Genomic DNA, 26,152 nt, shown 5'->3' on the forward strand with positions numbered 1-26,152 from the left:
ATGGCGGGCCTGAGCTTTGATCTGATTGCACTGCAACTATTCGCTGGGCTGGCGCTCGGCGCGATCTACGTGCTGTTTGCGATCGGCCTCTCGCTGATCTTCGGGATGTTGACCGTCGTCAACTTCGCCCATGGCGCGTTCTACATGGTCGGCGCCTATGTCGGGCTGTACCTGATTTCGATCGGCGGCAATTTCTGGCTCTGCTTGCTGGCGGTACCGCTTCTGATCGGGCTGTTCGGCCTTGCCGTCGAGCGCGTGCTGATCCGGCCGCTTTACGGCCGCGGCATCGATTATCCGCTGCTGCTGACCTTCGGGCTGAGCTACGTCATGGTCGAATGCGTGCGCATTGCCTTCGGCAAGACCGGTTATCCCTTCGACACGCCTGAGCTTCTGCAGGGGGCTGTCGACATCGGTGTCGGATATTTTCCACTTTACCGCCTGTTCGTGATCGGCGCGACGGCCGTTGTCTTGTTGGCGCTCTGGCTGTTTCTGGAGAAGACCAGCTTCGGACTCATTATCCGCGCCGGCGCGCGCGATCCGCAAATCGTCCGCGTCCTCGGGGTCGACGTTTCCAGGGTCTGGTTGATCGTGTTCGGGATAGGCACCGCGATTGCGGGCTTTGCCGGGCTGCTGGCTGCCCCGCTTCAAGGCGTCATTCCCGAGATGGGCGGCACGATTCTCGCCGAGGCTTTCGTGGTTACGGTCGTAGGAGGCATGGGTTCGATCGGTGGCGCCGTACTGGCGGGCCTCCTCGTCGGTGTGGTGGTCAGCATGACGTCGCTGTTTGCGCCCGAGATGGCCAAGGTTTCGATCTTCGCCCTGATGGCGATCGTCCTGATCGTCCGTCCTCAAGGCTTCTTCGGCCGCGCCGGATTGATGAGCTGAGAGCCAGGGATGACCGGAGCCACCGAATCCGTCAAACAGTCTCGTGCCACAACGGGCAGTTGGTACGAATTCGCAACGCGGCATCGCGCCAGCATCGTGGCCGCGGTGATCCTGATTTTCCCGTTGTTGATGCCGTTTACGGCTCTCGCGGTGAACATCCTGATCTATGGATTGTACGCCGTCGGCTTCAACCTCGTGTTTGGTTATCTCGGTCTGCTGTCGTTTGGTCATGCCGCGCTGTTCGGGACCGGTGCCTACCTCTGTGGCATCGCCATCGTGCATTTTGGCTGGCCATGGTATGCGGCCATCGCGGCCGGGATCGCCGGCGGCCTGTTGATGGCATCGTTGATTGGCGTGCTCGCGATCAGGACCCGCGGCATCTACTTCGCGATGGTAACGATGGCGCTGTCGCAATGTGTCTACTACCTGTTCTATCAGGCGGTTGACCTGACCGGTGGCGAAAACGGCCTCCGCGGCATCAATGTCCGCACCATCGATCTGTTCGGCTTGCGGCTCGACTTCATCAATCCGATGATCCGTTACTATGTCATCGCGGCTTTTGTGATTGCCGCGTTTTTCGTGATGTCGCGCATTCTCGCCTCGCCATTTGGCGCCGTCATTGAGGCCGTGCGGGAGAATGAGATGCGCGCCCGCGCGTCAGGCTATGACGTCACCAAGACCCGATTGCTGACCTTCGTTTTGTCTGGCGGCTTCTGCGGTCTCGCGGGAGCCTTGCAGGCGCTGCATCTGTCGATCGTTCCGATCGAGATCCTGCACTACGAGACCTCGGGCCTGGTCGTGATGATTGCTCTCCTGGGCGGTATGGGGACATTCTTCGGGCCGATGATCGGTGCCGCCGTCTTCCTGGTCCTGGAGAACGTGGTCTCCGTGTGGACGGTTCATTGGCAACTGATCGTTGGCGCCATCTTCATTGCCTGCGTGTTGTTCTTCCCCGCCGGCATCTGGGGCACACTGATCGCGCGAGGCAGGCGATGAGCGCCGCGGAACGCCAAACCGAGGAAATCATTCTGCGTACCAGGGGCGTCGGCAAGACGTTCGGGAAGTTTGTTGCGCTGAACAATATCTCGGCGGAGTTTTCCAGAGGGGCGATCACCTCCATTATTGGTCCGAACGGGGCCGGTAAGAGCACCTATTTCAATTTGCTGTGCGGCGCGTTTGCGCCCACCAAAGGCAGCGTTGAATTCGAGGGGAAGGATGTCACCGGCCTGCCGCAGCATCGTTTTGCGCATATGGGGATCGCAAAGTCCTTTCAGATCACCAGCGTGTTTCCGCAGCTCACGACGCGTGAAAACATCCGCGTCGGTCTGCAGGCGCTGGTGTCGAGATACGATATCTGGCGTCCCCGCGCACGCCTGACCGAGCTGGTCGAGCGGGCAGACGAGCTGCTTGCCCTGGTCGGATTGTGGGAATCTCGCGAACGTGCCGCCAAGACGCTGGCCCATGGCGAGCAGCGGGCGCTGGAAATCGGCATGGCGCTTGCCAGCCAACCCCGGTTGCTGTTGCTGGACGAGCCGACGGCCGGCATGAGTCCGGAGGAGACCCGGACCATGATGGATCTGATCGTTAAGCTCGCAAAGGAGCGTACGGTCATCCTCGTCGAGCACAAGATGAAGCTTGTGCTCGGGATCAGCGATCGCATCCTCGTGCTGCATCACGGAGAACTTCTCGCCGAAGGAACGCCGCAGGAAGTCCGGCAGAACGAGGCGGTGAAGCGCGTCTATCTCGGCCAGCGGGAGCATTGACGAATGCTGCAGATCAGCAAGCTCAATGCCTGGTACGGCGCAAGTCACGCGCTGCAGGACATCACTCTCGAGGTGACCAAAGGCGAGATCGTCTGCCTTATCGGTCGCAATGGAGCCGGCAAGACGACGACGCTGAAATCGATCATGGGGTTGATGGGACGAGCGCGCGGCTCGGTCACCTTCAAGGGCAAGGAGCTGCTGAGCCGGCCGGCGCATGTGCGCTTCGCGCTGGGACTTGCCTATGTTCCCGAAGAGCGGCGGATTGTGCAGGGATTGTCGGTCCGGGAAAATTTGCGGCTCGGGCTGGTAGCGTCGCCGGCGAAGAAGCGGGAAGCCGAGCTGATCGACGAGATCGCGATGATATTCCCACGGCTGGCCGAGCGCATGGACCAGGAGGCGGTCACGATGTCCGGCGGCGAGCAGCAGATGCTGGCGATCGCGCGGGCGATGATCGCAAAGCCCGACCTGATCATGCTGGATGAGCCTTCGGAGGGCATCATGCCGGTCCTGGTCGACGAGATGTTCGAGCTATTCCGCAACATGAAGGCACAGGGAACGACGGTGCTGCTGGTTGAGCAGAATGTCGAGCTCGCGCTTGGCATCGCCGATCGTGCCTACGTCCTTGATCAGGGGGCAGTGGTGCACCAGGCCTCGGCGCAGGCCCTGCTGGCCGACGACGAGATCAAGGAGCGATATTGTTCGGTGTGAGCGGGCTTTCCGGTCTGCCGCCGGCGCGAACGGACCTTACTCCGCAGCGCGCGCGATCGCGTCGACCTTGCGGGTGGTGACGACGACCTTGATCGCGTCATCCACGCGATCCCGTGCATATCTGAGCGCCGTCGGCAGGTCTTCCAGCGGAAACGTATGCGTGTGGATCCTTGTCGCGTCGAACCGCTTCGCTGCCATCAATTCCATGGCGCGGCGAGTGGCGCTGCGGCCCTCGCCGCGGATCCCGTAAGCGTAGATGTTGTTTCGCACGAGATGCGCGATGTCCAGCGTCGCAGCCTCGTGTGGGAAGGCGGCCAGACAAATCTTGCCGCCACGATTGGTCATGTGAATGGCCTGGTTGAGTGTCGCTTCGGTGCCGGCACATTCGACGACATAGTCCGCGCCGATTCCCCCTGTTAGTTGCTTCACGACCTCAACGGCGTCTTCGTCGTTGATGTTGATGACGCGGTCGGCCCCCAATTCCCCGCCGATCGCCAGCCGCTTGTTGCGCGTGCCGGTCAGAATCACCGGGCTTGCGCCAAGCGCCTTGGCCACGGCAACTGCGAGAAGTCCGATCGGCCCCGGGCCGATCACCACGACGCTCTCGCCGGCCACCAATCCTCCCAATTCCGTCAAGCCGTACATCGACGTGCCTGCGGTCACCACGAGCGTCGCCTCCGCATCGCTCATGCTATCCGGTACGCGCGCCAGCGTATTGATGTGGTTAACTGCGTACTCCGCGAATCCGCCGTCGGTCGTAAAGCCGTTGGCGCGGTGGCCCTTCTCCGGCTTTCCATAGTTGAGACAGGACGTGTACATGCCCTGGCGGCAGCGTTTGCATTGGCCGCAGCCGGCGTGGATTTCGACGCTGACCCGCTCGCCGATCCTGAATTCGTCAACGTCCGGCCCGAGTGCGGCGACCGTGCCCATGTATTCGTGACCCGGCGTGAAGTTCTTGTTGAAGGGCAGGCCGCCCTCAATGCTTGCCGGCGACCCGGCATGGATGATTTCGAGATCGGTGGCGCAGATCGCAACCGCATCGATGCGCACCAGCACCTCGGCACGCGCGGGGACCGGCGTCGGCTTTTCGCAAAGCAGGAGCTGGCCGGGGTCACCAAGGACCCAGGCCTGCATCAGGCCGGGAACGGGCAGATCAGGCGATGTGTTGACGCCGGGCGGCTGGTACATGGGCTTCCTCTTTCGGCCGTCAGCCTAGCGCGAAACCAGTGGCTGCCGCGAGCACCCGATGGTCGGCATCGGAGCCGTTGCATTTGCTGCACGGCAGCAAGCGCGTCGCAAAACATTCATACGCGGCCTATACTTGGTCCTCCGCTTGATGTTGAAATCCTCATTGCATCCTCTCCCAGACCGGAGCCTCCCATGAAGACCGTCCGCCTTGTCCTTGCGTTGCTGGCGCTGTTGCTGATCGCGCCGTGGCAATCCGCCAGGGCGGCCGACGTGATCTGCTACAATTGTCCGCCGGAATGGGCGGATTGGGCCTCGATGCTGAAGGCGATCAAGGCGGATCTCAACTACGATATCCCGCATGACAACAAGAATTCCGGCCAGGCGCTGGCTCAGATCCTGGCCGAGAAGAGCAATCCGGTCGGCGATATCGGCTATTTCGGCGTGACTTTCGGCATGAAGGCCAAGGCGCAGGACGCGCTCGAGCCCTACAAGCCGGCGCATTGGGATCAGGTCCCGGCCGGCCTCAAGGACGCGGATGGCTACTGGACCACGATCCACTCCGGCACGCTCGGCCTGTTCGTGAACAAGGATGCGCTTGGCGGCAAGCCGGTGCCGGCCTGCTGGAAGGATCTCCTGAAGCCCGACTACAAGGGGATGGTCGGCTATCTCGATCCGTCGTCGGCGGCGGTCGGCTATGTCGGCGCGGTCGCCGTCAATCTGGCGCTCGGCGGCTCGCCAGGCAACTTCGATCCGGCGATCAGCTTCTTCAAGGAGCTGCGCAAGAACGATCCGATCGTACCCAAGCAGACGTCGTATGCCCGCGTCGTCTCCGGTGAGATGCCGATCCTGTTCGACTACGACTTCAATGCCTATCGCGCGAAATATTCGGAGAAGGGCAACTTCGAGTTTGTGATTCCCTGCGAGGGATCGGTGGTGTTTCCCTATGTCGTTGGTCTCGTGAAGAACGCGCCCGACAAGGAGAAGGCCAAGAAGGTGATGGACTATCTCTTGTCCGACAAGGGGCAGGCGATCTGGACCAATGCCTATCTGCGTCCGGCCCGCCCGATCGAGCTGCCGGCTTCCGTGAAGGGGAAATTCCTCCCCGACAGCGACTATGCCCGCGCCAAGAGCGTCGACTGGGGCGAGATGGAAAACGTGCAAAAAGCCTTCGTCGACCGCTATCTCGCCGAGGTTCGCTGAGGCAATATGGTGCCCTTCGCCGGGGCACCATTCTTCCGATGTCGCAAAAATCCTTCGTTTGGCTCTGCCTGCTGCCGCTCGCGGTCGTGACCACGGCATTCTTCCTGCTGCCGATGGCACGGCTGGTTGTCGCAGGCGCCGAAGGGCCGCATGGGCTCGCCGGATATCTCGCCATCCTGACCGAATCTCGTTATCGCGCGACGCTGATCAATACCGTGCTCCTGGCGGCGGCAACGACCGTCGTCACGCTGATCGTGGCGACGATAGCCGGAATGTTTCTGCAGCGGCACCGCTTTCCAGGCCGGGCCGTGCTGATCGCGATGCTGACCTTTCCGCTGGCGTTTCCCGGCGTGGTGGTCGGCTTCATGATCATCCTGCTGGCGGGGCGGCAGGGGTTGATCGGCGATCTGTCGAACCGGATCTTCGGCGAGAAGTTCGTCTTCGCCTATTCGATCTACGGGCTGTTCCTCGGCTATCTCTACTTCTCGATCCCGCGCGTGATCCTGACCATCATGGCGGCCGTGCAGAAGCTCGATGTCGGTCTGGAAGAAGCCGCGCGTTCGCTCGGCGCCAGCCCCTGGGCGGTCCAGCGTGACGTCGTGCTGCCGGCGCTGGCGCCGGCCTTCGTTGCGTCCGGCGCGATCGCATTTGCAACCGCGATGGGCGCCTTCGGGACTGCGTTTACGCTGGCGACGAATATCGATGTGCTGCCGATGCTGATCTATACCGAGTTCACGCTGGCCGCCAATTTCGCGACCTCGGCCGCGCTGTCGGTGGGACTTGGCCTGATCACCTGGCTCATCCTCGCGCTCGCCCGCTCGTTCAGCGGCAGCGCGGTCGCGGCGGCCGGGTGAACGCATGCGCGATCGCTTGATCTTCACCGGCCAGTTCATCTTCACGCTGCTCGTGGCGGCATTCCTGGTGGTGCCTGCGGGGCTTTCGATCTCCGCCGGCGTCACCGTGAACTACTTCCGGGGCATCCAGTCCGGCGTGACCCTGCAATGGGTCGCGCAGGTCTGGGAGCTCTATGCCGGCACCATCCTGCTCTCTTTCGTGATCGCATTCGCGACCCTTGCCGTCACACTGCTTGCCGGCGTTCCCGCAGCCTATGCGCTGCATGCGCGGGGAGGCCGGCTTGCGCGCATCGTCGAGGAGATCATCACGTTGCCTTTGGCGATCCCCGGGCTTGCGATAGCGCTCGCACTGCTGCTCGCCTATGGCAGCTTCGGCGACTTTCGCCGTTCCTGGCTATTCATCCTGGTTGGACACGTGATCTTCACCATGCCGTTCATGGTGCGGTCGGTGATGGCGGTGTTCGCGACCGTGGACATCAAGACGCTGGATGAGGGGGCGGCCTCGCTCGGGGCATCGCCATGGCGACGCTTCCGCGACGTCATCGTGCCGAACGCGCTACCCGGAATTCTCGCCGGCGCGCTAATGGTGGTCACGCTGTCGCTCGGCGAATTCAACCTGACCTGGATGCTGCATACGCCGTTGACGAAGACACTGCCGATCGGGCTCGCCGACAGCTACGCCTCGATGCGGCTCGAAGTGGCGTCGGCCTATACGTTGATCTTCTTCGTGATGATCATTCCGCTGCTGGTCGCAATGCAGCTATTGGCCGACAGGGATCACAAGCGATGAGCACGGCCGGGCATGGCGCAGCGGTGCGGATCGAGGCGTGCGGCAAGACCTTTGCCGACGGCACGCGCGCGCTCGATCCCGCGACCCTCGACATTGCGCGTGGCGAGACGCTGGTGCTGCTTGGGCCGTCCGGCTGCGGCAAGACCACGATGCTGCGCATCATCGCGGGCCTCGAGCTGCCAGATGTCGGCGGCAAGGTCCTGTTCGACGGCAAGGACATGACCTCGGTCCCGATCGAGCGGCGCAATGTCGGGATGGTGTTCCAGTCCTACGCCCTGTTCCCCAACATGACGGTGGCGGACAATATCGCCTACGGGCTGAAGATCCGCGGTGTTGCCAGGGGCGAGCGTGCCGCACGCGTCGCCGAGCTGGTTGCTCTGACGAACATCACGGGATTGGAGAATCGCCGCATCGACCAGCTTTCGGGCGGCCAGCGTCAGCGCGTCGCCCTGGCGCGCGCCGTCGCGATCCGGCCCGGCATCTTGCTGCTCGACGAGCCCTTGACCGCGCTCGACGCCGCGTTGCGGGACCGGCTGCGCAGCGAGCTCAACCGGCTGTTGCGAGCGCTTGGGATCACGACGATCTATGTCACCCACGATCAGTCCGAAGCCATGGAATTGGGCGACCGGATTGTCGTGATGCGGAAAGGCGCAATCGCCCAGATCGGTACGCCCCGCGAGGTCTACTTCGCGCCGAAGGACCGGTTTGTGGCGGAGTTCATCGGAGCGGCGAACATTGTAGAGGCTCCGGTCGAGAACGGGGCATTGATCCTGCCCGGCGGGCGACTGCCGATCGAGGGTGCAGCGACGAGCGCGAACGCGACCGTCATGATCCGCCCCGAAACCATTCGCGTGACGGAGGCGGGCGAGGGTTTGCTCTCGGGACTCGTCGATTCCGTCAGCTTCATCGGCGACCGGCAGCGGCTCGTCGTGAGTGATGCATCGGGCAAGCCGCTCAATGTCGACGCTCCCAACACGATTCAAGCCAGGATCGGCGATCGTGTCGGGCTTTCGATCGCGCCCGACGCTGTCCGTCTGCTTCCCTCCGAACCACGAGATTGATCGATGCCGTCGAAACCGGTCCTCATCGCCCAGATTTCCGACCTCCACATCAAGCCGCCGGGAGCGTTGGCCTATGGCCGGGTCGATACCGCGAAGGCGCTTGAACGCTGCGTGGCGGCGATCAATGGATTCGAGCCGGCGCCCGATTTCGTCGTCATCTCGGGCGACCTTGTCGATACGCCGTCGGTCGAGGAATACGACCATCTCAAACGACTGCTCGCGCCGTTGCGCGTTCCGTTTGCCGGAATTCCCGGCAATCACGATTCGCGTGCGTGGATGCGCGCCGCGTTTCCTGCCGCACCCTATGTTCACGCGACAGGCCCGCTCGACCAGAAGATCGAGGTGAATGGCCTCGATCTGCTGCTGCTTGACTCAAGCGTTGCCGGGAAGCCTCATGGCATGCTCGAGCCGTCGACGCTGCAATGGCTGGACGCGACACTGGCGGCAGCAGACCGGCCCGCGCTGCTTTTCCTGCATCACCCGCCGTTCAAGGGCGGCATCTGGCACATGGACCGCCAGGACCTTTTCAATGCCGCAGAACTGGCAGCAATCGTCAGGCGCCATCCGCGGGTGCGTTTGATCGGCTGCGGGCACGTCCATCGTGCCATGCTGACCTCCTTCGCCGGGATTCCCGCGACATTGTGCCCCGCGCCGAACCATGCGGTTGACCTGGACCTCGGACAGCTCCGCGAACCGTCGTTCAAGGTGGAACCGCCGGCATTTCATTTGCACACGTGGTTTCCCGGTCCGGATTTTGGACAGTTGGTCACGCACCAGGTCCCGATCGGTCAGTTTGACGGGCCGCATCCGTTCTTTGGGCCGGACGGCAAGCTGCTGTGAGCTGGCCGCGTTGACCCCTCGCACCGACGGGATCTTGCCAGGCGAGATTGTCGCGGATCGGTCGGGTATGTCGGATCAAGGGCAGCCCGTCGCCTGCAATTGAGCGTTGCATCGACGCAGATTTATTCCAAATTGTACCTTGGATGCCTCCCAATGCGCCGGCTCGGTCCCTTTGTTGCTGTAGGCCCCCGGGGGGGCTATACTTCTGTCTGCTTTCATTGATCGATGGCTTTGTCGGCGTCCGCTGTGCTGGCGGGCCGATTGAACGCAACACAATCAGTCTGGATCACGATGACCGGAGCGCCGCCCATAGAACGAACTTCCGGCGCGCCGTTGTTTTCGAACAACAAGCTGTCGGTGTTGCGCAAGCATCCCTATTTCGCCGATCTCGAGCCCGAAGCATTCGATCAGCTCTGCCGCTACGCCAAGCACACCACGCTGAAGCGGGGCACGACGATCTTTTCCAAGGGCGATCCGGGCACCAGCCTGATTGCGGTGATCTCGGGCACGGTCAAGATCAGCATCTCGTCGCCGGATGGTCGCAACGCGATTTTGAACCTGATCGAGGCCGGAGAGATCTTCGGCGAGATCGCGCTGCTCGACGGCTTGTCGCGGACGGCCGATGCCACCGCCAACACCAATTGCGAGCTGTTCGTCATTGACCGGCGCGAGTTCATTCCGTTCGTGCGCAGCCAGCCGACGCTTGCGATGAAGTTCATCGAGCTGCTTTGCGAAAGACTGCGCCGGACCAGCGATCAGGTCGAGCAGGTCATCCTGCAGAACCTGCCCGGCCGTCTGGCCAGCGCGCTGCTGCGACTGAGCGACAAGCACAAGCCGCAGGGACGCACCATCTCGATCACCCAGCAGGAGATCAGCGAGATGGTCGGGATGACGCGCGAGAGCATCAACAAGCAGCTCCGGGCGTGGGCAATACGCGGTTGGGTCAGGCTCGAGCATGGCGCGATCGTCGTGTTGAAGCGCGAGACCCTCCAGGAGCTGGTCGACGCCGGGGCGAACGACGGCGAGTAGTCGCGCCGGCTGCCCGGTCGGTCGCGCATTTCACGAAACGGTGAGCTGAACAAGGCCTGTGAAGCCATTCACATCGGCCTTGCGTGCGCTGCGGTAAGTGACGCGTCAGGGGAGCACAATATGGAGGAATCCATGCAGAGCTCTTTCGACAAGCGGCGGCAGAACCCACAGCACAATTACCAGAGCTTCAGCATCAAGCTTGTCGCGCTGCCGCTGCTCGTCATCGTTGCGCTGATCGGGATGCTGGTCAGTCACCCGGCTGCGGTCAGATGGATATCGGACGCGGCGCAAGCGGAGTTCGTCGGAACCGACACCGTCTACACTGATCCGATACCCAATATCGCGCAGGTGGCACCCACGGTGCGGCCGGGCAGCGAGATCCGGACGGTGAAGGCCTACTGATCGTTGATGCCGTCGTCGCGCAAGGCGCGACGACAGGCGCTTGTTCAACAGCAAGCCGTCCTCACGCGGCTACTCCAAGCAGCTTTGCTGCGGTCCGCCCGAGAATATTGGCCTTGTCATCGTCGCTCAGCGACGACGAGGCGAAGATGTGGTCGACCGGCGCCAGTTGCCATGGATAGGGATAGTCGCTTCCCAGCACGATCTGGCCGGCGCCGACCTGGGCGGCGAGGTGCCGGATCGCCTCCGGCGTGAAGATCAGAGAGTCGAAATATATCTGCTTCAGATACTCCGCCGGCGCCTTCTGGAGCTTGATCTCCGGATTGCATCCCTTGGGTCCAACCAGACAGGCATGGTCCGAGCGGTCGGCGTACGAGCCGAGATAACCGCCGCCATGTGCGGCGATGATTTTCAGCCCCGGGAAGCGATCGAGCGTGCCCTCGAAGATCAAATGGGAGAGTGCGATCGTGGTCTCGAGCGGATTGCCGATCGTGTTGCCAAGCCACCCATTGCCGGAGAGCCGCTTGTTGAGCTCGGGCACGCCCTGCGGATGGATGAACAAGGGAACGCCGAGTTCCTCGGCCTTGGCCCATACCGGATGAAACTTCGGATTTGAGAATTCGGCGCCGTCGACGACACCGCCGATCGCAGCGCCCTTCAGCCCCTGCTTTTACACCGCCGTTTCCAGCTCCTGCACCGCAAGGTCCGGTGCCTGCAGCGTCAGCGAGGCGAACGCCGCGAACCGGTCGGGCTTCGAGGCACAGAGTTCGGCGAGCTTTTCATTCTGGATTTTCACGATCTTTCCGGCCAGATCGCGATCGCGGTCGTACCAGAACGGATTGATCGAAAGCACCTCCATGTCGATGGCCTGCGCGTCCATTGCAGCCAGTCGCTTGTCGATCTCGATGAAGGCCTCGCTGGCGCCGTTGACCGGCGGCAATTGATATTTTCCGGCGTCCGCGCCGAGCAGCGCGCCCGCCTCGCGGAAATGGCAATGCGCGTGAATGTCGATCGTCTTGACACGTTTGCCGTTGACCGTGACCGGCAACTGCTGGCGCGGTTGCTGCGCATTTGCGTTGTGGACGAGCCCGCAGCCGCAGAACACGATGCCTGCCGCCGCATTTGCTCCCGCTTTCAGGAAATCCCGCCTTGTAGTCATGACGATCGCCTCCCTGGTTGTTATGTTATGGAGGGGGAGCGTAGGGATGCTGGCTAGTGCTCGCAAGATCACACGCTGTGCGTGTCGCGCAATGTTGATCTGCTCAGACCGGCTTGGTCTCCGCCTTTGCGATGATGTCGCGCCATTTCGGCACTTCGTCTGCGATACGCCTGCGCGTGCCATCGCGCTGTTTGCGGCAAGTCGCCGTGTAATGGATAGCATTCAGTCAGATCGGCAATGCGTCACCCTCGATCGACTTTGATCAGGTCGCGAACACGACAAATGCCAATATCACGACCGCACCGCACCGTTCAGCATGCAAGTGACGGCATTGATCACTATCGCCACTTTCGCGAGCGCTTTTCGAGCGGATTGGCGCCGCCAGCAATCTCGCCTTCTGGACCAAAGGCCACTCAGCCCTCTCGCGATTTCGCGCTGATGTGGGACATCAAAGGTTCGCTGGCGCTACCCCCAAAATCGTCTGTTCCCCGTCGGACTGAAACCGCGACAGACCGCCGTCGGTCGCCATCCGCTCGTTCATGATCCACTAATCTTGCTTTCACCGCATTTACTAGCTGTCAACGTAGATGCTTGGTCAATTGAGACGAATTTCCTGTTAACGACCAATAGCGGGATTTTCTCAAGAGCCGACGCGATCCAGCGGTGTGCGGCGGAGCCGCGTAGTCTGTTGGCGGAACGGAACGGCGATTTCATGCTAAAATGAATGAAGCGAGGCGGAATAGGGTCTGCTTACGCCGAAGCCAAGCCGACGGTAGCACTGCCTCGTCTAGGCAACGAGGAAACGTCCTCGTGAGGAGACGGGTTCGATGGGAGGGAAAATGGACCGAAACCTGGTGATCCTGAATGTGACTGGTTCGGAGACGATGTTGCGTTCCGACGGACATGCTGCCATTCGACTGGAGACTAAGGAGATGGGCCCCGTCGCCTTCGAGGTGAGCCTTCAGGCAATTGCCGCACTTCGTCGGCACTTGGCGCGAGCAGAAATGCATATTCTTCAGAGTCAGAATCAGACCAAAAACTGATTATCTTTCAGAAGATGTCACTAGACTAAGGTGGCTATCAAATTCCCCCCTGAGGTCCGAGGGCGGGAATCCAATCGGAGGCGCCTGCAAGTCTAATGGTGGTGTTACCGACGCAAATAGACCGGTGCCGTCTTGAAGACGACGGTACGTTCGCCGTGCGACTTCTTATCGTTTGACGAACGGCGTTGACCGCAGCGGATTTTTGATTCCGCCATTCGGAGGTTCGATCCCTCCCGCTATCAGGCAAGTGCCTGAAAATGCATGAAAATAGGCCCAAAATGGCTGACTTCTACGGATCGCGTCGGTCTCCGTCATCTCGGCGTTTACTGCTTCCGAGCCCAGACGGCCGAAAGTCTCCCGCCGTGTCCCCGGAAGTTCCCATTTTGGCGAGCGACCCGGCGGAAACTGATTCGATCAAGACTGCCACCCGACCCGGCAGTTGGCCGATCAGGTTGACCGACAATCTAGGGATATGACTCTCGTCCCTCGCATCGTGGAGGCGGTCAACACGAACTTGCCTAGCTACTATCGGACGCTGCAGAACATTGCGACAAGAAATGGCTTTGCTTACTCTGGCGAGTTGCGACGCGAAAACTACGAAGCGATGTATGCCGTTGCAGAAAAATACGGCAAGCTGAATCGTTGATCCCGAGATATGGTGTGCCGCTCTGGGAGCAGGGAATGACGGCCTACCTTAAGACATCGCCGCCGAACGACCGGCGCATATGCGGCGCCGGCTGCGTCGCATTAAAGAATGGCGCAGAGCGCACTTCTGTCGGTTATTGGACGGGCCAGACCGCGGTACGGCGATCAGTGCGGCGCGGCTCTACCTTGAAGTTGGTGCGCGGCGCATGGCGGTGGAGCGGGGGCTTGTTTAGACGCACATCATCAGAAGTTTGAAAGTGAAATGCAGGCCCGTCTATTGGGTGTGGCAGGCATCATTCGGCGTCATGCCAATGCTGACTGCATCGGTGTACTGAGTGGCCCTCAATACGTGAGGTACGAGGCGCCCTACGGGGCGCTATTCTGTGTGTGCCGAGCATGACCGGCAGCTTGGAGGTGGAAGTCCTCTATCCAGCCTGATGACGGTGAAGGATTAGCGAAGCGCAAGGGCGTCATCGCGAGGTGGGGTCTGAAGGAAGCGTGGAGCAAAGCCGCGGCCCGATGGACAAAAACCGGATAACGAGGCCTACCCGGCCGGACGAGCGAGCACGTGATCGCGAAGTCCACGGTCATCAAGGGCCGGGGTGGTAAATCCGGCGGGCGTGCGGCGAAGGCGGTCGATCTTACCTCGGGAGATCTGCGCTGCGTCTCGGCAACGAGACTGAGGTCGTCGTAAGGCGATCTGACCGCAGTGCAGAAGTCAGCAGAGGGCATAGTAGGCGGAACGAGTTTCGCCGACATGCTCCAGCGGGCTCATGACCTCGCTGATCGTCTTGGTGGCGACGCGGGTAGAGCGCGGTGGTGTCGAGCTTGGCGTGGCCGAGCAGCACCTGGATGACGCGGACGTCGATGTTCTGCTCAAGCAGGTGGGTGGCGAAGCTGTGCCGCAAGGTGTGCAGCGAGACGCGCTTGTTGATCTCCGCCATCTGGGCGGCGGCGTGGCAGGCACGGTTGAGCTGGCGTGTGGTCATTGGCTGGGCCGGGTCACGGCCAGGGAACAGCCAGCCTTGCGGCCGAGCCATCTTCCACCAGGCCCGTAGCAGCGCGAGCAGGCTGGGCGACAGCATGACATTGCGGTCCTTGCCGCCCTTGCCCTGCTCGACGCGGATGATCATCCGCTTGCTGTCGATATCGGAGACCTTGAGTGAGACGACCTCGTTGGCACGCAGCCCGGCACCGTAGGCCGCGCTCAGCGCCGCCTTGTATTTGAGCCCCGGTGCGGCATCGAGCAGCCGTGCCACTTCCTCCACGCTCAGTACCACCGGCAGCTTGCGCGGCTCGTGAATGACATGGGTATGCTCGACGATCTCGTGGCGCTTGAGTGTGACCCGAAAGAAGAACCGCAGCGTCGAGACGGTCTGGTTGATGGTCGGCGCGCCAACGCCGCTTGCCGTCAGATGTAGCTGATAGCGGCGCACGTCCTCGAAGGTCGCCGTATCCGGTGATCGCCCGAGAAATGCGGCGAAGTTCTTGACCCTTTGCACGTAGTCATGTTGGGTCTTCGGGGCCAACTTGCGGATCGTCATGTCTTCGATCATGCGCCGGCGCAACGGGCTCATTGCCTCGTCGGTCATGGGGATGCTCCTGTCTTGAGTGAGGTTGTCGAACCCCTCGATCTCAAGACAGGACGCCCCGTTGCGCTATCGTCTTGGCCCTGCCGCCAGCCGCGGCGTCCTACCGCGCGAGCGGTTTAGTCCTTTGTGCCTTCGCGACATATTGCGCCGCCACACGACTTCGGTCGCCAACGGGGTATAGCGGAAATCGACAAGCCACCGTCTATTGCAGAGGGCGACGTTCGTGACCCGAAGCCGAAGATCGGCGAACGCAAGGTCGCGCGCTATTTGGTCGGTCCTTCCGGTGGTCAAATTGAGGACACCAGATGGTGGACGTTTGCGTTTTAGCCCATCGAAAAGCTTTCTCCAGAAAGCGCTTGTGAGGGTTCTGGACTCGCGTACGCATCAAGGGGGCGATGACGTCGTGTTCGATTTCTCCATACGGGTACAGCACGCCGCCACGTCGGATGACGTCGAGGGCGCTTCGCGGTGGTGGCCCCGTCCTCTAGAGTGGCTAGTGCGCCTGAGACACCTGCCGCTCCAGGGCAGGGCTTGACGCAGAATGCGCTGTACGGCCGCGGGAACATGGTGTTCAATCCATGGAACTGTTTGCCCGAGCACAGGCCGCTCGGCAGCGTCAACCTGACGCGGCTTGCCGTCGACCTTGCCTCCCGGCACGGCGGAAACTGAACACGGTGGGTCATGAGCAGCCAGCCGAAGCCCGATCGTTCGGGCGGACTTCAGCGGACGCAGGCGCCGCCGAATGTCGAGAATGAAGCTCTGCATGCCGAACGCCGGCAGCTCACCGTGGTATTTATCGACATCGTCGGCTCGACACCCCTGAGCGAGCGGATCGATCCCGAGGAGTTCTTCGCGGTTATCAGAACTTACCGCGATATCTGCGACGAGCAGATTCGCCGCTACGGCGGTCATATCGCCAGAATGATTGGCGACGGATTGCTGGCGTATTTTGGCGTCCCGCAAGCCCACGAAAATGACCCTGAGCGCGCGGTCCGCGCTTCGCTGGCGGTCGCCGCGGCGATCAAGGATCACAACTTTCTGCTGTCGGATGGCAGTTTTGTCCGCCTCGGCGTGCGCGTCGGGGTCAATACCGGGGTCGTCGTCGTCGGCAGCGTGCCCGGCGAGCCGCCCGATCGGCGGGAAGTGTTCGGTAGTTCGGCACATGTCGCTGCCCGTCTGCAGGGGCTCGCCAGCGAGAACGGCGTCGTGGTTGGCTCAAGCACTTACGAGCTGACTCGCGGAACGTTCAGCTACGTGCCGCTTGGCAGACGACCACTCAAGGGCGTCGAGGAGCCTGTCGAAGCCTGGCGCGCAGAGGCGCTTGCGTCCAGCGAGAGCAGGTTCGACCGAGCGCGGAGGTCGCCTCTCGCCCCGATGATAGCCCGAACCGGCGAAAGTACGTTGCTTGCCGAGATGTGGCAGAAGAGCCTCGCCGGCTCGGGACAGGTCGGTGTGATTTCCGGTGAACCCGGCATCGGCAAGTCACGTTTGATCCGCCAGTTTCGCAGTTCCCTTGATGCGTCTCCGCGTGATGTTCTATCGCTGCAATGCTCACCATTCCACGTCAACACACCGCTTGCCCCGGAAATCGAGCGGCTCACACGTGCGACCGGCATCCAGGACACCGACGACGCTCAACTCGCATTGGCAAAATTGCGCTCGCTTTTGGCAAGAGCCGTCACTGATGTCGAGCAGGCGCTTCGTTACTACGGAGCAGTCCTATCAATACCCGCATGCCCGGGATACGAACCCGCGGATCTCGGATCTCCCGCGGAGCGCGAGCGTGCCTTGCAGATGTTCGTCGATGCTCTTCTCGCAGCCTCGCGCAAGCAGCCGATCCTCGGAATCGTCGAGGACGTCCAGTGGATGGACCCAACCACCATCGAACTGCTGGTGCGCGTGATCGCACGCTGTCCCGGCGAGCGGATCATGGTCCTGATCACGCATCGCGATGATTACAGGGCCGACTGGCTGACAGGGCCGGAAATTCGGCGGATTGCTCTGCAAAAGCTGGCAGTGCATGAATGCGAGCAGATGGTCGTGGCCGTGGCGGGCAGCGATCTGGTGCCGCGCAGGATTGCCAGCCAGATCGTGGAAAGAACCGACGGGGTGCCACTCTTTGTCGAGGAGTTCACACGCGCCATCGTCGATGCTGGCGCGATCCCGCGGCCGGCCGAGAGCCCTGCGCCGAGCGGGAAGTTGCCGGAGACCCTGGTGCCGGCAAGCATTCACGATTCACTGATGGAGCGCCTTGATCGTCTCGGTCCTGCCAAGCGCGTCGCCCAGATCGCCTCTGTTTTCGGAAGGCGCTTCAACTATGATGGCATTTTCAGCGTGCTTCCAGGCAAGGGCCAAACGCTGAAACTCGCGTTGCGGGCGCTCGAGACAGCCGGGATTGTGTATCGTAGCGAAGAGTCTCAAGGTAAGGTCTTCACGTTCAAGCACGCGATGATACAGGAAGTCGCCTACTCCTCATTGCTCAAGGAGGAAAGGCGTGAGCTCCATGCGCGCGTCGCATCGTGGCTGCTGCAGGAAGCCGCCATTGGAGAAAGCAGCCAGCCGGCGGTGTTAGGCTATCATTATGCACGCGCAGGCAACATTCCGGAAGCGATCGAGGCCTGGCTTCAGGCGGGCAAATCCGCGCTCCGCAGCTCTGCCACCAAGGAAGCCGTGGCTCATCTTCGCGAAGGTCTCTCGCTGATACCCAAGATGCCGGCGTCACCGCGGCGCTTCGAGGCTGAAATCGCGCTGCAATCCAATTTGGCGATGGCGTACACAGCCAATGCCGGGTGGTCCGATCCCAACGTCTATGGCCCCTACAGTCGTGCACTCAAGCTTTGCGCGAGCCATGGCACCATTCGCGAGAAGGCGACGGTGCTGTGGGGAAGTACCATAGCCAAGCTGGTCAACTGCGAGCTCACCAAAGGCCTCGAAAACGCGCACGATTTCGTCCGGCGGGCAGAAGAGTGGCGCGACGACGAGGCTGCCCTCATGGCCTACACCGCTGCCGTAATCGCCAATTTCTTTCTCGGTCGTTTGGAGCAGGCAAGTGAGCTCGCGGCTCTGGTCAGCGCTCGCTACGATCCGCGTGAGCACGGCAAGCTGGTCCAGATCTATCAGCATGATCCATTGATCGTATCGCTTGTCTATTCCGGACACATCGAATGGTTGTTGGGCCGCCCGGGGCGGGCCAGAGAGTGCTGTGTGACGGCGCGCCAGCTCGCGAACGAGATCGGACATCCGTTCATGCAAGCTTTTGCCTCCATTCTTGGCGTCGCCGACCACTGGTATGAGGGCGATCTCGCGGCCAACCTCGCCAGCGTCAAGCGCGGTCTGAAGGTCGCTGACGAGTACGGCTATCCGATGTACCGGGTCATCGGCCCATTGTGGGCCACCGCTGCGTTGGCGGCACGAGGCCCCGCGCCGGAAGTGCTCGAACAATTGTGCGGCTTGCTCGGCAGACTACCCGCCGAGAACCGGTGCATTCAGATGCCACTCTATCGAATTCTGCTCGCCACAGAATTCGGACGGATCGGGCAGATGGAAAGGGCTCGAAGTTTCGCTGCTTCGGCTGAGTCCCTGATGAAGAAAACCGGCGAGCGCTGGGCGGCTCCCGAGATTTATCGGATTCACGGCTCGCTGCTGTGTCGGGAACCATCGCGAGACGACCGGGCTGCCATGCGCTTGTTCAAACGCTCGCTTGCCTCTGCCAGGAAGCTCGGGGCGGTCGGTTGGGAATTGCGCACGGCGATCAGCATCGCGCGCTTGGTCAGCGCCGGCGAGAGCGCATCCGGACGCGCCGAAGCACGAGACCTGCTGATATCGATCCGGGCGAAATTTGCATCCGCGGAAACGTCCCGCGATCTGCGCGAGGCTGATGACCTGGTGAGAGTGTTGAACTAGTGCCGAATGACCCCCGGCCTGTGGTCGACTCACATCATCTGCGATCCCAAAAAGCGGATCGCCGAGAGGCTCGGCAGGAACGTATAGGCGCCGCCCCGCGCCCAGACAAATTGCGGCAATCCCCGCAACCGGATCGTGCCGCCGGAATGCCGATCGTGTGAACCGGCCTCCCCCCGGGAACTGGCTCCGGCAGATTGTCGATGATGGCCTGGAGGAGCCGCTTTGCTACCGATGCATCGACCAAGTCCTCATCGCGCCGGGTCGGGCGGCAGCGGCGGGCCACGCCTCGGGGTATCGCCGGCCTCGAAGACGCGGCTGGAGCGGCTGGTTCGCTAGGCGCCCGAGGTGGTTGTGAAGGTGTCGGGGCGGACCAAGGATGCCGGACATCTGAGGGCACATTTGGATTACATCACCCGCAATGGCAAGGTGGAGATGCAATCCGATTACGGGCCGATGAAAGGGAAGGAAGCGGTCGGAGAGCTGCACGCGGCCTGGGCCGATAGCGCGGAGGTGACGACGCAGAACAAGAGCCTGCGAAAGGCGCCGATGTCGGTCAACATGGTGCTGTCGCTACCGAAGGGAAGTGACCGGGAAAAGTTCAGGGATGCGGTGACCGATTTTGTCGACAAGGAATTGCGGCCGCGGGTCGATGTCGTGGTGTGCTTCCACGACGACACGGCGCATGCGCATGGCCATGTCACGGTGCGCGGCCGAGACCGGGAAGGGAAGACATTCAACCCGCGAAAGTCACAGCTGCACGAGTACCGGGAGAAGTTTGCGGCATGCCTGCGGCGCCGCGGGATCGATGCCGAGGCCACACCGCGCTACGCGCGCGGGGTCGGGATGCGCGACTATGCGACGGCAATGCCACGCATGGAGCAGCGCGGGGAGGCGCGGGTGCGGCACGACATGATCCGCGAGCTCAGACAGGATTATGACTAACGGAAACAGAATCCAGGGCGGGACGAGCACCCCTGGGAGCAGAAGATGCGCGCGAAGCATCAGGGGGTGCGGACCGCCTATGCGACGGTGGCGCGGGCGCTGGCCAACAGTCCTGATGCGCGCGACCGGGCGCTGTCGGAAAACGTCACGCGGTTTCTTGAGGCGATGCCGAATGACCGGCCGCTGACGTTGCGCGACAGGGTCTATCTCGGCCACGAAAAGCGGCTGGCCAAGGAAAAGGAAACGGAACAGCCCGAGCCGGGCCGGGGCGCGCCGGAGCGTTAGCCGCGGCGGCATCGCGCCTCGCTGGATCCGTTTGGACAGTCCAGCAGTAAATGCTGTGTCGTCCCGTGCGACGCGCCAGGCGTGACAATTATCGCCCGGCCGGTCGGGCGCCCCGGTGAGGCATCGGCCAAGTTTTCGGCCAAGTACGGTCAGTCAGTCGGTGTCGTCATTTTCGATGACGTATTCGTCCCGCAGCCAAGGCATTTGACCTCAAGGTAGCGGTAGCCGGCGTTGAGCGCATCACCGAGGGCAGGGGATGGCTGGGCCGGCCCCTGGAAGGCGAGCATGCGGGCATTCCACGCGGCAGGCGACGGTGTCGGCCTCGAGCCGGGCTTCCTTGGCGCGCTCGGCTAGGTGCCTGACCGTTGCTCCGAACATGTACTCTCGAGATTTCGAGCCCATCCTGACTAGAGAGCAGGCCGAGGGTGGCCACGCAAATTATCAATGAGTTGAGGCGCGGAACAGGGCACGGCTATAGCGTGTCGTGGCTGTGGAGAAGTGGACGCGTCATGATGTCGGCAGTGATGCGGCGAGGCTACGGGGTTGCCGTCATTGCCAGAACCAAGTGACTCCGGAACAAACCGGAGATTGGATAGTTCTTCCATCTGTCCAAATCGGGGAACTTCTCATGACCGCCGATTCGTCAACGCCCGGCGATGCACAGGCGCGATCGTCGTTTCCGCTGCTCATAGCTGTTCTCGCCGTTATCGTCGCTTGCGGTGCGCTTTGGATGAGCTACAGCAACGCGACAAAGTTTGCAGCCTCGCAAGAGCGCGCGGCCGTCGCACCTCCACCGGATCCGGCCCTTGCGGAGATGAAGCAGACTTTAGCGTCTCTCCAACAGGCGGTGCAGGGGATTGAAGCCGGCCAAAAAAGGCAGGCTGCTCAGATCGGTGACGCTCAGCAGAAAACTTCCGCTCAGCAGGGCGAGCAGAAGCTAATATCCGACCAGCTCGGTGCGCTAAGCGCGCGAGTTAACTCGCTGGAATCTGCAAGGGCTGAAAGCCCAGCGCAGGCAACCCCAGCGGCTCCTTCTCCGCAAAGACGCACCAAAAGATAGGCGGTTCGGTCAGAGGCACGCGCGGCGCCGATCAGCCTCTGCCAAGTTGTGCTTGTCGCTGGCAATGACGCCCAAGACAACAATTAGGCTTGTGGTCACGCGGCCCGAGCCGCCGCGTGGGAACTGGCGTCAACGATTCCCACGACCGTTGCCGGCATCGCCGCCGTGCTCCGGTACGCGAACGAGATGGAAGATGAGGGCGACGAGTGGCCCGACACCGACACCATTGGCCCGGATGGCTGGCACTACCAACTGAGGCAGACGATCGCCCGTGCGGCAGTCAACTTAGGACCAGTATAAAGGTCCCAGGAAAAGACGCCGCCGGTCTCACGAATACACGCCCGGCGGCGTTTTCTTCCTGAACTGGGACACTGAAATCCCCAGCCTCAAGTGTGCTGCACGACCAATGCCACAGGGGAATGACAGGCTCGACGAAGCCGCCGCCTCAGTAAAGCGCTGCCTCAGGATCAAGTGCGCGTGAAATGTGAGGCCGTTCACACTCGATAATCGCGAGCTGATCTAACGCAAGCGCCGGGTGGCAGCTCGGTGTCGGAGAATCGTGATGCCGTTTTTCAAAAGCCAAAGCTGGTCGGCAACAGCCGCCGCTTCGGTGGTCAGTATTGTCATCGTGGCGGCGGTTGCTTTTGCGGTCGTTGGTTATGTGGAGTGGTCATCGGACGTTAATTTGACCCACTTCATGGGCGAGACTGCCGCGGATGCCTCAACGCCGAGTCTACCGCCCAAGGGGCGAACAGGTTGCGAGCAGGGCAATAAGCCGCTGCCGACACTTTCCCTACCACTCGAATGAGTGGCCTGCAGCGCCCAACTAATCTCCCGAGAAACTACGCCGCTGGGCTCGAAATGTTTTGTCCCGGCCGCGGAATTTCAGCTGGTCAGCAATGCCAGCAACGGTAACAGCACTCTCGTCACGCCCGTATGACGCAGGTCAATGCTGCGCAGTGGTTGCGCGGTAGGTCGCTCCGAAGCCTAGCGGTCCCAAGAAAATCGAGGAGCTGACAAGCGGGGCGGCGCACCCGCTCCTCCGAAACGTTACCGTACTTATACTGTTGCCAACGGTCCCGTATTGGGCCTTGCGGGATGCCGCGCTGTCGAACTAGGCTGCCGCCATTCCTCAAAGGAGATTTGTCTAGTGGCGATTGGTACTGTGAAGTGGTTCAACCCGACGAAGGGCTACGGTTTCATCCAGCCTGACAACGGTGGCAAGGATGTCTTTGTGCATATTTCGGCCGTTGAGAAAGCGGGACTGAGCAGCCTCAACGAGGGTGCAAAGGTCAGTTACGAAGAGCGGGAAAACCGCGGCAAGACGTCAGCCGAAAATCTGCGGGTGGGCTGACACCGGGAACAAGTGGCAGCGCCCGGGTTCAATTCAATGCTTCCGTGGTTTCAGTTGCCCAACCCCGACTGCGGGAGATTGAAATGCGGCCCCGACGCGCCGGCGTCGGGGCCATTCTCATGTGTGCCGAGTATGAACGACAGCTTGGAGGTGGAAGTCCTCTATGCTCGGCGATGTTTGGCGTTCTATGAGCGAACCCCCAGCCGCCGAGTGCCAAACGATCTGACGATCGTTACAGCATAGACGCGCGAAAGCAGCCCTTTCGAACTTGCCGTTCGGCGGCGTGCGTTCACTGGATTTCGCCTTCAGCCCGATCTCGACCAGCCGGCGATTGGCCTCGGAGCGCCGGGGAGGTCAGCTTGGTTACGGCGCCGTTCGCGAGCCGCCCATCCTCGGGCCCATCCTCGGCGAGACGCCTATCCTCAGGTGGCCCCGATGGCGATTAACGAAAAACCAGCCGCCGTATGTTGAGTCCCACGTCGGAGCAGTTGCATCGTAGGCGAGAGCAGCCTCTTGGTCTGACCGACGCCTGAGTCGCTCGGCCTCGATTTGTTGCCTCTCAATCGCGAGCTGTTTTTCAATCTGAATCTTTTCAGAAGCCCGCTGGTTTCGTGCACGCATCTCGGCATCGTCGAGGACCTCACCACCAGGTCCGTATACATGCTCAAAGTCCCCGGTGATCACCCGCACCTGCTGGGCAACCGATGGCGACGCTGCAACTAGACAAGTCGTAATGAAGATTGCTCTCAGCACGGCAGACCTTCTCTGACTGACGATTAGTTGGTAGCCGAATTCTCTGGAGCCGGTAACGGCGCGGCTATCATCCTTCGATAATGAGGCGACCCAAGAACGCATTGCAGGCCCGCTCGGCTTCAGCGAACGTGCCGAAGGGCGACCCGGACACTTGAGCTGCGGGCATATTCAGAAAGTCGGGGCGATATGACGCAACAAAGCCCGGCTCTCCATGCAACCCGGGTCCACTCCGGCTCTCGTTGCTGATAACGAATGAGTAGTCGTCGCTGCTTGCGATCCACATCTCCAAATCGCCAGTCCAGACCTGGCTGAAGTGCAGGGCCATTTTACCCTCCACATTTGCCGGGCAAAGCACCCGCGGCTCCCCAATCGGCAGGTCGCGATTGTCTCAACATTCAAGCAGGATGAGCCGCTGGCTCGCTATTAATAGCAAGTATACTCCTGCTGGCTGGCTGTTGCGAGGCAATAGCCATAACTGGCGCTGTACGGGTAGCCGTAGCCATACGGATAACCGTAGCCATACCCGTAGTCGTAGCCATACCCATACGGGTAGCCGTATCCGTAGGGGTAACCGTAGGCAGCGTAGGCACCCGCCAAGCCCAGACCTATCCCAAGTCCAACAGCGGCCGCTCCAAACCCGCCTCCGCGCCAACCACCGCCGCGCCAGCCGCCGCCAGCAAATCCGCCATGAAAACCACCATGAAAACCGCCGCCGCCGAAGCCTCCACGCGCAGAGGCAGCAGTCGGTGCAAACGCCACGGCGATAACTGCGATCAGTGAGATTAGGATTTTCCTAAACATCGGACTCTCCCAGCTTTTAGAAAGTCGCCCGATTCTAAAACACCTCACGTTCGTTTTGGTTGCTGAACTACCTGGTCCAACCGCCGACGTCGGGAGAGCTCCCTGGCCACGCTCATCAGTGTGTCCCGCCGAGCCCGGAATAGCCGACCATGAATACCTGTACGAACAAGCTAGCAGCCAAGACTGGCAGCAGAGAGCAATGGGATGAGCGAGCAACCGCAGGATTGGCGTCGCCGACAGGCAAGTCAGATTACCTGCCAACTGCCAGAGTATCGCGAGGACGCGCTGGCGGTGCAGCGCTTCGCCGAGGAGTTGGTAACCGGCTTCCTGTCTGAATCTGAAACCACCTGGATGTGGTTCCGAATCTTCGCGTGCCTGAACGGCGCTCCCGAAAACCAACCTCGCGCAACTGTCCGCGATTTAGCGGAATCCCTGTCCCGGAATTACTGAAATCGCCGTCCGCGAATTACCGAAATCGGTGTCCGGAAATTGCCGAAACACGCAGCCTGTGCAGCGAAGACGGTGAGACGGGTGGTCTACGTTCGCCATATTGTCTGTCACGACAATCGGGTTTTACTTGTCAATCGCGACAAATGCTGGATAGGCGGCCATGAATGTAAGGTGGCGGCTGCTGCGCGTGTAGACGAAGCGCGTGACGAAGAACACAACTGCCGCACTCGGCGAATTGTGTCACATGCGCCGGACGGCGTGACGTTATGGGTGGTGCAGCTTGGTGGTTGCCAATCGGGTTTACTTTTCCTCGGCTGGCATCAGCGCCACTCACGACGAAAGCTACCAGTGTGGCGGCGCTCGCTGTCAGCCGAGGATGATGACGACTTGCTGGACTGACTTACCGGCCAAGATCGGTGAGGGCGTCTCTCAGCAGCAAGGCTAGCCGGCTCTCGCATTCCGACATTGCGGCAGGATCGGATGTGTCGTCGACAACGATTTGTCCGCTGACATAGCCATCTCGCGACCTGACATCGAAGTTCCGGCAGATCACGGGCTGGTGGAGGGCATTCGTCGCTCTCTGGAGCGGTCCCCATTCGATAATTGAAGTCATCTTAGATGTCCCCGACTCACGTGGGCAGGCAAATTCTAGCACCGTTTGGTTTGCCGTGGTGGGAATTAACCTCGCGTCTCCAGCGACACGCCTAGGATAAACGCCTTAGCGATCGTAGCGCTCTTCGTGCGCTTTAGCCTTTTTGCGATTTTCGCTGCGCCCAACTTTTGCTTCGCTAACGCCTTAAGGTCGCGAACCTCGTCCGTTGTCCACTTGCGGCGAATTGCTTTTCTATTTTTGGCCACGTGGCGCTCCTTATTGAGAGGACCGCCGTGTAGCACATTGCGCGATGTAGGCAACCCGGTCAGGACAAGTTCATCGACACTCCGGCAGGGCTAAGAGATTGTCGTTGTAGTAGCCGTCAGCATGGGTCCGAACATATTTGCCGTTCGGTCCATTTACGACTCCCACGTCGGCTCGCTTGCCGCCGACCATCGTGAAGAATGTGTTGGCCCCGCTTTCAATTGATTGGATGACTTGTGATCGCGGCCACTTCCAGTTGATGCCTCCGAGATGCGTGATGCCCTCGTGCGGATCGTTTCGTGGCTGCTTATTGATGCAGGTCACCTGTACGTCTGGCAATTTCCCCTCCCAATTAGCTCTTCTTCGAAAGCTCAATTTGGAGCACAACTAGAGGGAGATTGAAATAGGACATTGGTATCAAAACGAGTGGTGCGTCGTTTCCCCCATTCTAATGTGTGCCGCAGCAGCGGCGTTTAAAATCGGAGTGCTCACTTATTGCATCTTCAACCTTTGGCTGCTCGACCGCTGGCGTGGTCTCATCCACCCCATGGCCTTCTGCAGCAGCCAGTCGGCCGCCTGGGAGGCGTAGGAC

At 61.3% G+C, this 26,152-nt stretch carries 28 protein-coding genes and 2 pseudogenes; 21 read left to right on the forward strand and 9 right to left on the reverse strand.

The annotated features are described in order from the left end of the window. The 4 genes from J2R76_RS40405 to J2R76_RS40420 are packed head-to-tail and all read left to right on the forward strand — an operon-like array spanning position 1 to position 3,356. On the forward strand, positions 1 to 885 hold the full coding sequence (locus tag J2R76_RS40405) for a branched-chain amino acid ABC transporter permease (protein ID WP_076834052.1): 885 nt from the start codon (positions 1 to 3) through the stop codon (positions 883 to 885). Positions 886 to 894: 9 nt separating this feature from the next. Beyond that, positions 895 to 1,881, forward strand: coding sequence for a branched-chain amino acid ABC transporter permease (locus tag J2R76_RS40410; RefSeq protein ID WP_076834050.1), 987 nt, complete (start codon positions 895 to 897; stop codon positions 1,879 to 1,881). Further along, the gene (locus J2R76_RS40415; RefSeq protein WP_092082954.1) at positions 1,878 to 2,648 is read left to right on the forward strand and encodes an ABC transporter ATP-binding protein; all 771 of its coding nucleotides are present in this window, start codon (positions 1,878 to 1,880) and stop codon (positions 2,646 to 2,648) included. The genes J2R76_RS40410 and J2R76_RS40415 overlap by 4 nt, the downstream gene beginning before the upstream one ends. A gap of 3 nt (positions 2,649 to 2,651) precedes the next feature. Next, the gene (locus J2R76_RS40420; RefSeq protein ID WP_076834046.1) at positions 2,652 to 3,356 is read left to right on the forward strand and encodes an ABC transporter ATP-binding protein; all 705 of its coding nucleotides are present in this window, start codon (positions 2,652 to 2,654) and stop codon (positions 3,354 to 3,356) included. Positions 3,357 to 3,392: 36 nt separating this feature from the next. On the opposite strand, the gene J2R76_RS40425 is transcribed toward J2R76_RS40420, so the two are convergent. Next, positions 3,393 to 4,544 (reverse strand): zinc-binding dehydrogenase, encoded by a 1,152-nt coding sequence (locus J2R76_RS40425; RefSeq protein ID WP_253625961.1) that lies wholly within the window; start codon positions 4,542 to 4,544, stop codon positions 3,393 to 3,395. 192 nt (positions 4,545 to 4,736) lie between these two features. On the opposite strand from J2R76_RS40425, the gene J2R76_RS40430 reads away from it, so the two are divergent. The 5 genes from J2R76_RS40430 to J2R76_RS40450 are packed head-to-tail and all read left to right on the forward strand — an operon-like array spanning position 4,737 to position 9,289. Next, positions 4,737 to 5,744: an ABC transporter substrate-binding protein gene (locus J2R76_RS40430; RefSeq protein ID WP_076834045.1), complete on the forward strand. Its 1,008-nt coding sequence runs from the start codon at positions 4,737 to 4,739 to the stop codon at positions 5,742 to 5,744. Positions 5,745 to 5,782: 38 nt separating this feature from the next. Further along, the gene (locus tag J2R76_RS40435) at positions 5,783 to 6,598 is read left to right on the forward strand and encodes an ABC transporter permease (RefSeq protein ID WP_076834043.1); all 816 of its coding nucleotides are present in this window, start codon (positions 5,783 to 5,785) and stop codon (positions 6,596 to 6,598) included. A gap of 4 nt (positions 6,599 to 6,602) precedes the next feature. Continuing rightward, positions 6,603 to 7,388 (forward strand): ABC transporter permease, encoded by a 786-nt coding sequence (locus tag J2R76_RS40440; RefSeq protein ID WP_028336858.1) that lies wholly within the window; start codon positions 6,603 to 6,605, stop codon positions 7,386 to 7,388. Next, positions 7,385 to 8,449, forward strand: coding sequence for an ABC transporter ATP-binding protein (locus J2R76_RS40445; protein WP_141342842.1), 1,065 nt, complete (start codon positions 7,385 to 7,387; stop codon positions 8,447 to 8,449). Before J2R76_RS40440 ends, J2R76_RS40445 begins: the two co-directional genes overlap by 4 nt. A 3-nt stretch (positions 8,450 to 8,452) precedes the next feature. After that, positions 8,453 to 9,289 (forward strand): phosphodiesterase, encoded by an 837-nt coding sequence (locus J2R76_RS40450; RefSeq protein ID WP_141342843.1) that lies wholly within the window; start codon positions 8,453 to 8,455, stop codon positions 9,287 to 9,289. A 215-nt stretch (positions 9,290 to 9,504) separates the two neighbouring features. On the opposite strand, the gene J2R76_RS40455 is transcribed toward J2R76_RS40450, so the two are convergent. Further along, positions 9,505 to 9,657, reverse strand: coding sequence for a hypothetical protein (locus tag J2R76_RS40455; RefSeq protein ID WP_233442928.1), 153 nt, complete (start codon positions 9,655 to 9,657; stop codon positions 9,505 to 9,507). On the opposite strand from J2R76_RS40455, the gene J2R76_RS40460 reads away from it, so the two are divergent. Then, positions 9,647 to 10,318 carry a Crp/Fnr family transcriptional regulator gene (locus J2R76_RS40460; protein ID WP_233442927.1) on the forward strand — a complete coding sequence of 224 codons (672 nt, stop codon included), beginning with the start codon at positions 9,647 to 9,649 and terminating at the stop codon, positions 10,316 to 10,318. The two genes, J2R76_RS40455 and J2R76_RS40460, sit on opposite strands and share 11 nt — an antisense overlap. Positions 10,319 to 10,450: 132 nt before the next feature. Continuing rightward, complete coding sequence (locus J2R76_RS40465) at positions 10,451 to 10,720, forward strand: hypothetical protein (RefSeq protein ID WP_141342844.1); 270 nt, start codon at positions 10,451 to 10,453, stop codon at positions 10,718 to 10,720. Between the two features lie 61 nt (positions 10,721 to 10,781). On the opposite strand, the gene J2R76_RS41190 is transcribed toward J2R76_RS40465, so the two are convergent. Both J2R76_RS41190 and J2R76_RS41195 read right to left on the reverse strand, forming a co-directional pair. Further along, positions 10,782 to 11,378, reverse strand: a complete 597-nt coding sequence (locus J2R76_RS41190; RefSeq protein WP_375166587.1) for an amidohydrolase family protein — start codon at positions 11,376 to 11,378, stop codon at positions 10,782 to 10,784. Positions 11,379 to 11,387: 9 nt separating this feature from the next. Then, entirely contained in the window at positions 11,388 to 11,876 is a 489-nt protein-coding gene (locus tag J2R76_RS41195) for an amidohydrolase family protein (RefSeq protein WP_375166562.1), read from the reverse strand. Positions 11,877 to 12,715: 839 nt separating this feature from the next. Here J2R76_RS41195 and J2R76_RS40475 point away from each other — a divergent pair. Continuing rightward, the gene (locus J2R76_RS40475) at positions 12,716 to 12,919 is read left to right on the forward strand and encodes a hypothetical protein (RefSeq protein WP_076834276.1); all 204 of its coding nucleotides are present in this window, start codon (positions 12,716 to 12,718) and stop codon (positions 12,917 to 12,919) included. 439 nt (positions 12,920 to 13,358) lie between these two features. After that, positions 13,359 to 13,565: a hypothetical protein gene (locus J2R76_RS40480; protein WP_141342846.1), complete on the forward strand. Its 207-nt coding sequence runs from the start codon at positions 13,359 to 13,361 to the stop codon at positions 13,563 to 13,565. Between the two features lie 717 nt (positions 13,566 to 14,282). Here J2R76_RS40480 and J2R76_RS40485 read toward each other — a convergent pair. Then, positions 14,283 to 15,156, reverse strand: a pseudogene (locus J2R76_RS40485) (tyrosine-type recombinase/integrase). Between the two features lie 681 nt (positions 15,157 to 15,837). Here J2R76_RS40485 and J2R76_RS40490 point away from each other — a divergent pair. The 4 genes from J2R76_RS40490 (at position 15,838) to J2R76_RS40505 (ending at position 20,505) form a co-directional block, all read left to right on the forward strand. After that, positions 15,838 to 19,059, forward strand: a complete 3,222-nt coding sequence (locus tag J2R76_RS40490) for an adenylate/guanylate cyclase domain-containing protein (protein WP_253625962.1) — start codon at positions 15,838 to 15,840, stop codon at positions 19,057 to 19,059. A 399-nt stretch (positions 19,060 to 19,458) separates the two neighbouring features. Continuing rightward, on the forward strand, positions 19,459 to 20,001 hold the full coding sequence (locus J2R76_RS40495; protein WP_253625963.1) for a relaxase/mobilization nuclease domain-containing protein: 543 nt from the start codon (positions 19,459 to 19,461) through the stop codon (positions 19,999 to 20,001). A gap of 45 nt (positions 20,002 to 20,046) precedes the next feature. Next, on the forward strand, positions 20,047 to 20,286 hold the full coding sequence (locus J2R76_RS40500) for a hypothetical protein (protein WP_141342254.1): 240 nt from the start codon (positions 20,047 to 20,049) through the stop codon (positions 20,284 to 20,286). 81 nt (positions 20,287 to 20,367) lie between these two features. Next, positions 20,368 to 20,505 carry a hypothetical protein gene (locus J2R76_RS40505; RefSeq protein WP_246786700.1) on the forward strand — a complete coding sequence of 46 codons (138 nt, stop codon included), beginning with the start codon at positions 20,368 to 20,370 and terminating at the stop codon, positions 20,503 to 20,505. Here J2R76_RS40505 and J2R76_RS40510 read toward each other — a convergent pair. Continuing rightward, positions 20,469 to 20,688 (reverse strand): annotated as a pseudogene (locus J2R76_RS40510) (hypothetical protein); the annotation flags it as partial. The gene J2R76_RS40505 and the pseudogene J2R76_RS40510 overlap by 37 nt on opposite strands. Before the next feature lie 226 nt (positions 20,689 to 20,914). Between J2R76_RS40510 and J2R76_RS40515 the strand changes: the two are divergent. The 3 genes from J2R76_RS40515 to J2R76_RS40525 all read left to right on the forward strand — a co-directional run bounded on the left by J2R76_RS40515 (position 20,915) and on the right by J2R76_RS40525 (position 22,700). Then, positions 20,915 to 21,346 (forward strand): hypothetical protein, encoded by a 432-nt coding sequence (locus J2R76_RS40515; protein WP_141342255.1) that lies wholly within the window; start codon positions 20,915 to 20,917, stop codon positions 21,344 to 21,346. 562 nt (positions 21,347 to 21,908) lie between these two features. Beyond that, positions 21,909 to 22,154: a hypothetical protein gene (locus J2R76_RS40520; RefSeq protein ID WP_141342256.1), complete on the forward strand. Its 246-nt coding sequence runs from the start codon at positions 21,909 to 21,911 to the stop codon at positions 22,152 to 22,154. Positions 22,155 to 22,496: 342 nt separating this feature from the next. After that, entirely contained in the window at positions 22,497 to 22,700 is a 204-nt protein-coding gene (locus tag J2R76_RS40525) for a cold-shock protein (protein ID WP_253589748.1), read from the forward strand. Between the two features lie 820 nt (positions 22,701 to 23,520). On the opposite strand, the gene J2R76_RS40530 is transcribed toward J2R76_RS40525, so the two are convergent. Together J2R76_RS40530 and J2R76_RS40535 are read right to left on the reverse strand one after the other, a co-directional pair. Further along, entirely contained in the window at positions 23,521 to 23,778 is a 258-nt protein-coding gene (locus J2R76_RS40530; RefSeq protein ID WP_253625964.1) for a hypothetical protein, read from the reverse strand. A 98-nt stretch (positions 23,779 to 23,876) separates the two neighbouring features. Further along, entirely contained in the window at positions 23,877 to 24,254 is a 378-nt protein-coding gene (locus J2R76_RS40535; RefSeq protein WP_253625965.1) for a hypothetical protein, read from the reverse strand. A gap of 204 nt (positions 24,255 to 24,458) precedes the next feature. On the opposite strand from J2R76_RS40535, the gene J2R76_RS40540 reads away from it, so the two are divergent. Continuing rightward, complete coding sequence (locus J2R76_RS40540) at positions 24,459 to 24,704, forward strand: hypothetical protein (protein WP_253589750.1); 246 nt, start codon at positions 24,459 to 24,461, stop codon at positions 24,702 to 24,704. Between the two features lie 928 nt (positions 24,705 to 25,632). Here J2R76_RS40540 and J2R76_RS40545 read toward each other — a convergent pair. Further along, a complete protein-coding gene (locus J2R76_RS40545; protein ID WP_141342262.1) occupies positions 25,633 to 25,899 on the reverse strand; it encodes a DUF3892 domain-containing protein in 267 nt (88 codons plus the stop codon). Positions 25,900 to 26,152: the final 253 nt, after the last annotated feature.

Origin of the sequence: Bradyrhizobium sp. USDA 4532, assembly GCF_024171315.1 — a bacterium.
Classification (GTDB): domain Bacteria; phylum Pseudomonadota; class Alphaproteobacteria; order Rhizobiales; family Xanthobacteraceae; genus Bradyrhizobium; species Bradyrhizobium australafricanum.